Raw genomic sequence first — 7,914 nt, 5'->3', positions numbered from 1 at the left:
CCAGTCAACAGTCAACAGTCAACACTCCCTGTTTCCCCAATGACTAATGACTAATGACTAATACCCAATGCCCAATGACCAATGACTAAGGTTAAGATCTTGTGAGTCTATATGTTAGAAAACTAATAAATTTTATGCATTTGGATTTACCGCAACTAATTAAATCACTTGGCTACTTTGGAGTATGGGCAATTGTTTTCGCTGAGTCTGGCTTGTTAATAGGTTTTTTTCTCCCTGGAGATAGTTTATTATTCACGGCTGGATTTATAGCATCTCAGAATTTACTCAATATCTGGGTTCTGATTTTTGGTGCTTTTGTTTGTGCAGTCTTAGGTGACAATGTTGGCTATTTTACTGGTCATAAATTTGGCAGAAGACTATTTCATAAGGAAGATTCGTGGTTGTTTCACAAAAAACACATTGTTAAAACCCAAAATTTTTATGAAGAACACGGAAAGAAAACTATTGTTTTAGCACGTTTTTTACCTATTGTACGGACTTTTGCGCCCATTGTAGCGGGTATTGGAGCGATGCATTACCGGACATTTATGTCTTACAACTTAATTGGTGGCTTCGTTTGGACTTTTGGAATCACTCTGTTAGGATTTTTCTTAGGGAAATCATTACCACCTGAACAGGTAGATAAGTACTTGTTACCAATTATTGGATTAATTATAGTTATTTCTTTAGTACCCTCAATTATTCATCTGATACAAGAAAATAGAGCAAATAAAGGTTGAAAATATTTCAGAATGCAGAATTCAGAATTCAGGAGTCAAAAGTCCAGATAAACACCAATTCATATATCATTTATGTAATTTATCAATTTTTATTCTCCATCTCATTCATTTCCTAAAACTTCAAACAAATTTAGGATTATTTTCTGGTGCAATAAATATGGCTAAACTATCTAACGAATTGCAACGCTATTTTTTTGAAGAAGAACGACCTGCAAATGTAACTTTGGCAGATATTCTCCTACTAGCCAAAGAAAGAATTTTTGGTTTTTTGCTGATTATTTTATCTCTACCTTCGGCTTTACCAGTTCCAGCACCGGGATATTCAACTCCTTTCGGTATCCTGATTTTTCTACTTGCAATTCAGCTGATTGCTGGTGCTAAAACTCCGTGGCTACCAAATAAAATGATGAATCATGCCATCAAACTTGAAACAGTCCAGGGTTTTTTAAAGGCAGGGATTCCTTGGTTAAAAAGGATTGAAGCGATCGCCCGTCCTCGTTTGAGTTATATTTGTACTACTTTACCAGGTAGAGTAACAATTGGCAGTGCCATCGCCTTGATGGCAATTTCTATGATGATTCCAATTCCCGGAACTAATACCCTACCAGCAATGGGAATTTTCGTCACTAGCTTTGGCTTATCAGAAGATGATGGTGCCATTAGCTTGGGTGGTTTAGTTTTGTGTTTGATGGGAGCAATTTTGACTACTTCAATTCTATTGGCATTGGTTTGGGGTGGTTCCAGTCTGCTTGACATCATTAAGACTTGGCTAGGTCGTTGAAGAATTCAGGAGTCAGAATGCAGGAGTAGAAAATTAGAAGTCAGAATTAAAGGATAAAGCAGTTTGGGTTTTTAAGCTACTCATGAAATTTTATGACTTCCTTAAACATTAACCTCTACCTATTGATAGAAAACCTGATTTTTTTCCTCGTTGCCACACTTTTTATTGTGGTTGTAAATTGGGGCTGGAAAAACACAAAAACCTACACTTTGCCTTTACCGTTTCCTGGTTGGTATAAAATTTGGTTTGGCTCAGTACAAATATTAGGAATACTACTGCCATTAGTAGTGATGTTGTTGTGGGGTGTATGGTGGAGCGATCGCACTGTTTTAACTGTGCTTGGTTGGTATTTTATCGTATTAGGGCTACAAATCATTTCCGAAAGAGTCGCCTTGAGAGAGTTACAAAATGTAGTGTGGGTGATGGTTCCTTACATATACTTACCGTATCGTTTCTGGCAGTTATATGAGGGTTTAACAATTTTAGGTTCTGAAACTAAATGGCTGTGGGTGCGATATTTGTTAATCTTTCAACTAGTGCTGTGGATTATCAATTACGCTATAGATGTATCGCAATTGCCTCGGCTGTTTCGCTGGGAGGTCGAACAAAAATAGATGATATCATGTCCGGTTGAAGACTTATCATTTAAGGGGCAGGGAGCAGGGAACAGCACAGAAGTGGCTTTTGGGATTTTGCTAAAGATGCGGCGGACATGATATGAGGGCATTGGGGAGAGGACAAAAAGAATAACTCCTAATAGCAATTTGGATTTTAGATTTTAGATTTTGGATTCCAAGCCTTTGTTACAAAGGTATTTCCAGAATTTCAAACAATCCTTCCTATATCAATTCGATATAACTCGCCAGTCATCAGTCATCAGTCATCAGTCAACACTCCCTATTTACCCAATATCCAATACCCTATTTTTCCGGACGTTAGAGTTTGAAAAAGCGTTATAGTTATTGGCTACTGCTACCTTATATCCGACCCCAGTGGCGAACTATCACTAAGGGATTTATTGGCATTTTCGGATATGTGCTGGCAACATTAGTGTTAATCAATCTTGCTGGTAAATTAGCAATTCCCTTCGGACAAGGTAATGTAGTAGCCATCGTCCAAGTAACTGGGATTTGTGCCTTAATTTTTCTTGTGAGGGCTTTGTTTCAATCTATACAAGATATGTACATGGCGAAAGCTGCTCTAAAAGTTGCTTTTCATCTACGCCAACAACTATACTCGCATATCCAAAAGCTCAATCTCAGCTATTTTGAAACTACAAAAGCAAGTGATTTATCTCGCCGCCTCACTGAAGATGTTGACCGAATTGGTGAAGTAGTAAATAAAATATGTCACCAGTTTATTCCCTGTATTTTGCAACTGCTGGCAATTCCGATTTACATGATTTATTTGAATTGGCAATTGACACTAGTAGCGGTAATATTTACACCATTAATTGCTATTTTAATCAGCTGGTTTGGTAAATACTTAGACAAGTATTCTTTCAAAAGTCAAAATCGGGTGTCTGGTTTATCTGCAATTGTTTCAGAAATTTTTCAGGGTATCCGTTTGGTGCAAGCTTTTGCGGCGGAAAACTATGAAATTGCTCGTTCTGGTTCTGAAGCAGAACGCAGTCTGCGGGCAAAATATTCAGCCCAACGCTTAAAAGCAATGAAAATTCCCATTGTGGGATTTTTAGAAACATCAATTGTCTTATCTTTATTGATAGTGGGGGCGTGGCAAATTTCCCAAGACAATTTGACAATAGCTAATTTTTTTAGTTATCTAGCGGCGGCGGCGCTGTTAATCGATCCCATTAGTCAGATTACTAAAAACTACAATGAATTTCGGCAGAGTGAAGCATCTATTCACCGGGTTTTTGAGTTGATGGCAATTCAACCGACGGCCGTCGAAAAACCACATGCCATCCCTTTACCTCCAGTGACTGGTCAAATTGAATATCGTTATGTTTCTTTTAGCTATCAACCAGGAGAGCCTGTATTAAAGAATATCAGTTTTTTGGTATCACCGGGTGAAGCGATCGCTGTTGTAGGTACTTCTGTTGCTAGTAAAACCACGTTGGTAAATCTCTTACCGCGTTTCTACGATCCCCAAATTGGTCAAATCTTAATTGACGATATTAATATCCGCAATGTTAAGTTACATACTTTGCGGCGACAAATAGGCATTATTCCCCAAGAAACTATCATGTTTTCTGGAACAATTGCCCAAAATATTGCTTCTGGGCAAGACTTTTTTGATATGCAAGAAGTCGTCACCGCAGCCAAAATTGCTAACGCCGATGAATTTATTAGCGAATTACCAGAAGGTTATCGTACTTGGGTAGGGGAAGGTGGCGTCAAGTTATCACTATGGCAAAGAAAAAGAATTAACATTGCTCGTGCTGTTCACCTCAACCCACAAATTTTGATTCTCGATGAAACCACATCTGCATTAGATTCCCAGTCAGATGCTTTGGTGCAGGAAGCCTTAGAAAAACTAATGGAAAACCGGACAGTGTTGATTATTGCCCATCGTTTATCAACAATCAAAAAGTGCCATCGTATTTTAGTTCTCGAACAAGGACAAATAATCGAATCAGGAACCCACGAAGAATTATTAGACTTAGACGGTCGCTACGCCCAATTTTATACTCACCAATTGAGTTAAGTGAAGTACCAAGAAACTTTCAATCCTGTTCCCCGTTTTCTACTGTAGGTTTCTATAAAGCATTGTGTTTCAAATAGGTGAAACCGGCTGTAACATGATTTTTGCAAAAATAATTTCATTGACAATATCCATAACATCATTGACCACATCTGCCGCCGTTGATTCATCATTAATATATTGATTCAGTGACTTAAATTTTTCTGGTGATACATTTCCCATTAATTTACTATCCCAATTTTGTAGCATTTCGTCGAAGACTTTTTTCGCATCACCATTAGTGCAGACAATAGGAATCACCGGAATTTTTTCTTGTTTAGCATACATATAAGTCTCGTAAGTTCCGCCAACACCCCCCACAAGAATCACTAAATCTGAATGTTGCAAACAATCTAGCCATTCATTAATACCCGGTTCCGTATATTCGATTTTCCCTCCCTTAAACACCGGTTGTTTTCCTTGGGGAACAACATGTGTTAACTTTTCACTAAGACGTAAATTTTTTTGTGCTATTTTTTCGGCAAATTTATCGGCCACAACATAATCTACTCCCTCCCATCCACCTGTGATTAATTTATAGTCATATTCTGCTATTTTTTCTCCAAGCTGTTGAGCGCACCAATTGACTTCATCAGGAATATGAAAGTTTCCTGTGCCTGCAACTAAAATGTTTCTTTGACTTCTGAGTTGAACGGCATCATTTCTAATAGTATTAATTAGCTGATTGATAAATGCATTAAAATTATGGGTAGGATTGATGCTTAATTTATCCGAGATAAAAAATACGAATTCCTCAAATTTTAGAGAAATATCTATAATTTTGGCAGCAACGTTATGCATTGCCGAATCTACATCTGAAGCCAGTTCCCAATTTATGAGTTTTTCTGCTTTTTCTCTTTGTTCCTGCCAATATTTTAGATAATCGCTTTTGCCTTCTTTACTATAAATATTGGCATCTTCTAAAACAACTGGAAAAACTTTTTGTTCGTAATCTTTGTGTTTAATTATTTCAATAGCTTCAAACATACAGTACTCAGAACGCAAATATTTATCGCTGACCACAACAATCACATAATTGCCGCGCCCGATTTCCTGCATGAATTTCTGTATACTTTTTCCTATGGTCAAGTGATTGCGATCGCGAATTAAATTATAACGTTGAGAAATCAGCGCTTCACAAATCTTATCAACTAATTCTTCCCGTTGCCGCCCTAATTCACTGTTGTTGTCTTTCCATGCATAAGATATGTATATCTCGTTCATATTTTTTAAAATTTTCTGAAATGCTTGGTCAATAGGCATTTCAATTTTATGCATGGAGACGTTGTATGGCAACGTCTCTACAATAGACTTCTTGCAGAAGTAGGGAAAAGGGAAAGGGGAAAGGGGGTGCATGTTTGGTATTTTCCCTTTCCCCAATAAAGATGTATCCCTTTGACCACAAGAGTCTAAAAAGCAATGCAAGCAAAAGGTCTAATGGTAACTGCGATTTAACTATTGTCGTGATTGAATTTTCTGTACTAAATCATAAAAAGGTTGCCAATTATCTTCTTGAACAATTGGTTCCCAAATCGATTCAATGACTGGTCTTAATAATGCAGTCTTGGGATTATGAAAAGCCAGAGTTTCGGCAATTACGGGTAGGCGATCGCCATCTAAATCATTCAATATTTTATGGTACAATATACACCAATCATCAAAAATCCCTGATGCTCCCGGTACTGGTACAAGCTCGGAAGCATTCATCACAAATCCTGGTTCATCTCGCCATTTAGCTGAAAAGGTGCGAGCCATTTCATAAAAAAATTCGTGGTAACCAACTTTGCTATTGGTTAGAAATTCAATGGTTAACTTCAAAAGTTCCTTGGTCTGTGGATTTGGTAAATCTAGAAAACCCAATTTTTTCAACATTAAAGAAGTGTATTCTGCTTGATAATATTCCTCAAACTTCGATAATCCAAACTTCAAATCGTCTTTATGAATAATTGCCTTCAAAGGTTCCTGGAGCATTTCTAGATTTAACTGGCAAACGCTTGGTTGATGAATATAACAATAGCGTCCGTAATAATCAAAATATGCAGCTATAAAGTATGGATTATAGTGAGGAATAAATGCATAAGGGCCATAATCAAAACTTTCTCCGGTAATCGACATATTGTCAGTATTGAGAACTGCATGACAAAAACCAGCCGCCATCCACTGGGCTGCTAATTCTGCAACTCTTTTAACTAATTCGGCGTAAAATAAAGCATATTTATTTTCTTGGGCGTCCAAGTGCTGATAATATTGCTGAATTACGTGGTCTAACAGCTTTTGAGTTAAATCTGGACGCTGCAAATAGTGTAGGCGCTCAAAAGTACCAAAGCGAATATGAGAATTGCTCATCCTCACCATTACAGAGGAACGAGTTGGTGAAGGTTCATCTCCCCGCCACAGTGATAAACCAGTTTCAATCATACTCAGACACCGCGAAGTACGTACACCCAAATGATGCAGTGCTTCCGCAGCTAGAACTTCCCGCACTCCACCTTTAAGCGTCAGTAAACCGTCGCCACCACGGGAGTAGGGCGTTCTTCCAGAACCTTTTGTGCCAAAATCGTATAATTGCCCATCAGTACCCCGTACTTGCCCGTAGAGAAAGCCTCTACCATCACCCAATAATGGGTTATAGTCACCGAATTGATACCCGTGATAACGCATTGCCAAAAACGGTTTACGTCCCTCAAATTTGCCAAAAGCTGTGATGAAATCTTCATCTTTAACGACTTGGGGATCGAGACCTAAAGGCGGTAACAGTGCATCATTACGCCAACGCAAGATGTGTTCCGGAAATTCTTCTGGTGCAACCTCGTCGTAGTAGTCATCACCTAAAGATTCCAAAGCGCTTTCGTAGTTCAGAGAAAGAAAAGGATTGCTAGAATTTTTGTTGTTTGGGGTTTGGGCCAGAGTCATTACAAACAAAACTTAATTAATTCTTTCCCTTAATACTACCTCTGGCTTATGCATCAGTATCCACATCTTCTCAATTACGAAATATTTTAAGATTTGGGCACTTGCCAATTAGGATTGATCAGACTTGTCAAAATATGATCTTCCCATTGTCCATTAATTAATAAATAGTCTCTAGCATATCCTTCAATGACAAAACCCAGTCTTTTGAGAACATTGCCACTGCGTCGATTGTGAGGCATATAATTAGCCATGATGCGGTGAAGATTTAATTCTTGAAAAACATATTGAGTTGCGGCTTTTAGTCCTTCTGTCATGTATCCATTACCTTGCTTTGTTTGGGCGAGGCTATATCCTACATAACAAAAATAAGCAACTCCGCGAACAAAATTAGTAAAATTTATAGTCCCAATAATTACATTGGGGTTTTTTTTCGTAAAAATAAATAGCTTTAAAGACTGGCCATTGACAAATTCCAAAAAATTGTTCTCTATTTGATACTGCCAATATTCTTCAGTGAAAAAACCATCAGCCCAAAGAGGGTAGAATGGAGTCAAATAGGTTTTATTTTCAGTAAAATATTTAATAATTTGGGGTATATCCTCTTGAACAGGCGATCGCAATAACAAGCGATCGCTTCTAATTAATGGTAATTCTAATTTCATTGTTGACTGTTGACTGTTGACTGGGAATTGGGCAAATAGGGCATTGGGCATGGGGCATTGGGCATTGGGCAAGCAGGAAGTGTGGGAGGTGTGGGAGGTGTGGGAGGTGTGGGAG

Annotated in this window: 7 protein-coding genes; 4 read left to right on the top strand and 3 right to left on the bottom strand. The window is 38.0% G+C overall.

The annotated features are described in order from the left end of the window. Positions 1-134 precede the first annotated feature (134 nt). The 4 genes from GNE10_RS28990 (at position 135) to GNE10_RS28975 (ending at position 4,188) form a co-directional block, all read left to right on the top strand. Positions 135-740 (top strand): DedA family protein, encoded by a 606-nt coding sequence (locus GNE10_RS28990; protein ID WP_099072808.1) that lies wholly within the window; start codon positions 135-137, stop codon positions 738-740. A gap of 157 nt (positions 741-897) precedes the next feature. Next, a complete protein-coding gene (locus GNE10_RS28985) occupies positions 898-1,521 on the top strand; it encodes an exopolysaccharide biosynthesis protein (RefSeq protein WP_099072807.1) in 624 nt (207 codons plus the stop codon). A 92-nt stretch (positions 1,522-1,613) separates the two neighbouring features. Beyond that, positions 1,614-2,135, top strand: a complete 522-nt coding sequence (locus tag GNE10_RS28980) for a hypothetical protein (protein WP_185569111.1) — start codon at positions 1,614-1,616, stop codon at positions 2,133-2,135. Between the two features lie 328 nt (positions 2,136-2,463). Then, the gene (locus tag GNE10_RS28975) at positions 2,464-4,188 is read left to right on the top strand and encodes an ABC transporter ATP-binding protein (protein ID WP_185569109.1); all 1,725 of its coding nucleotides are present in this window, start codon (positions 2,464-2,466) and stop codon (positions 4,186-4,188) included. Positions 4,189-4,257: 69 nt separating this feature from the next. On the opposite strand, the gene GNE10_RS28970 is transcribed toward GNE10_RS28975, so the two are convergent. The 3 genes from GNE10_RS28970 to GNE10_RS28960 all read right to left on the bottom strand — a co-directional run bounded on the left by GNE10_RS28970 (position 4,258) and on the right by GNE10_RS28960 (position 7,799). Then, a complete protein-coding gene (locus GNE10_RS28970) occupies positions 4,258-5,487 on the bottom strand; it encodes a TIR domain-containing protein (protein WP_260447072.1) in 1,230 nt (409 codons plus the stop codon). Between the two features lie 192 nt (positions 5,488-5,679). Next, complete coding sequence (locus GNE10_RS28965) at positions 5,680-7,137, bottom strand: YdiU family protein (protein WP_185569107.1); 1,458 nt, start codon at positions 7,135-7,137, stop codon at positions 5,680-5,682. An 86-nt stretch (positions 7,138-7,223) separates the two neighbouring features. Then, positions 7,224-7,799, bottom strand: a complete 576-nt coding sequence (locus GNE10_RS28960; RefSeq protein WP_185569105.1) for a GNAT family N-acetyltransferase — start codon at positions 7,797-7,799, stop codon at positions 7,224-7,226. Positions 7,800-7,914: the final 115 nt, after the last annotated feature.

The sequence above is a fragment of the Nostoc sp. 2RC genome (assembly GCF_014222165.1).
In the GTDB taxonomy this organism is placed as follows: domain Bacteria; phylum Cyanobacteriota; class Cyanobacteriia; order Cyanobacteriales; family Nostocaceae; genus Nostoc; species Nostoc linckia.
Note: the sequence above shows the minus strand (reverse complement) of the source record. Positions and strands in the feature narration are given on the sequence as shown.

Coding starts and splice junctions, on each gene's coding strand:
- GNE10_RS28990 (WP_099072808.1), top strand. CDS start 135: ATGCATTTGGATTTACCGCAACTAATTAAATCACTTGGCTACTTTGGA.
- GNE10_RS28980 (WP_185569111.1), top strand. CDS start 1,614: ATGACTTCCTTAAACATTAACCTCTACCTATTGATAGAAAACCTGATT.
- GNE10_RS28965 (WP_185569107.1), bottom strand. CDS start 7,137: ATGACTCTGGCCCAAACCCCAAACAACAAAAATTCTAGCAATCCTTTT.
- GNE10_RS28960 (WP_185569105.1), bottom strand. CDS start 7,799: ATGAAATTAGAATTACCATTAATTAGAAGCGATCGCTTGTTATTGCGA.
- GNE10_RS28985 (WP_099072807.1), top strand. CDS start 898: ATGGCTAAACTATCTAACGAATTGCAACGCTATTTTTTTGAAGAAGAA.
- GNE10_RS28970 (WP_260447072.1), bottom strand. CDS start 5,487: ATGCCTATTGACCAAGCATTTCAGAAAATTTTAAAAAATATGAACGAG.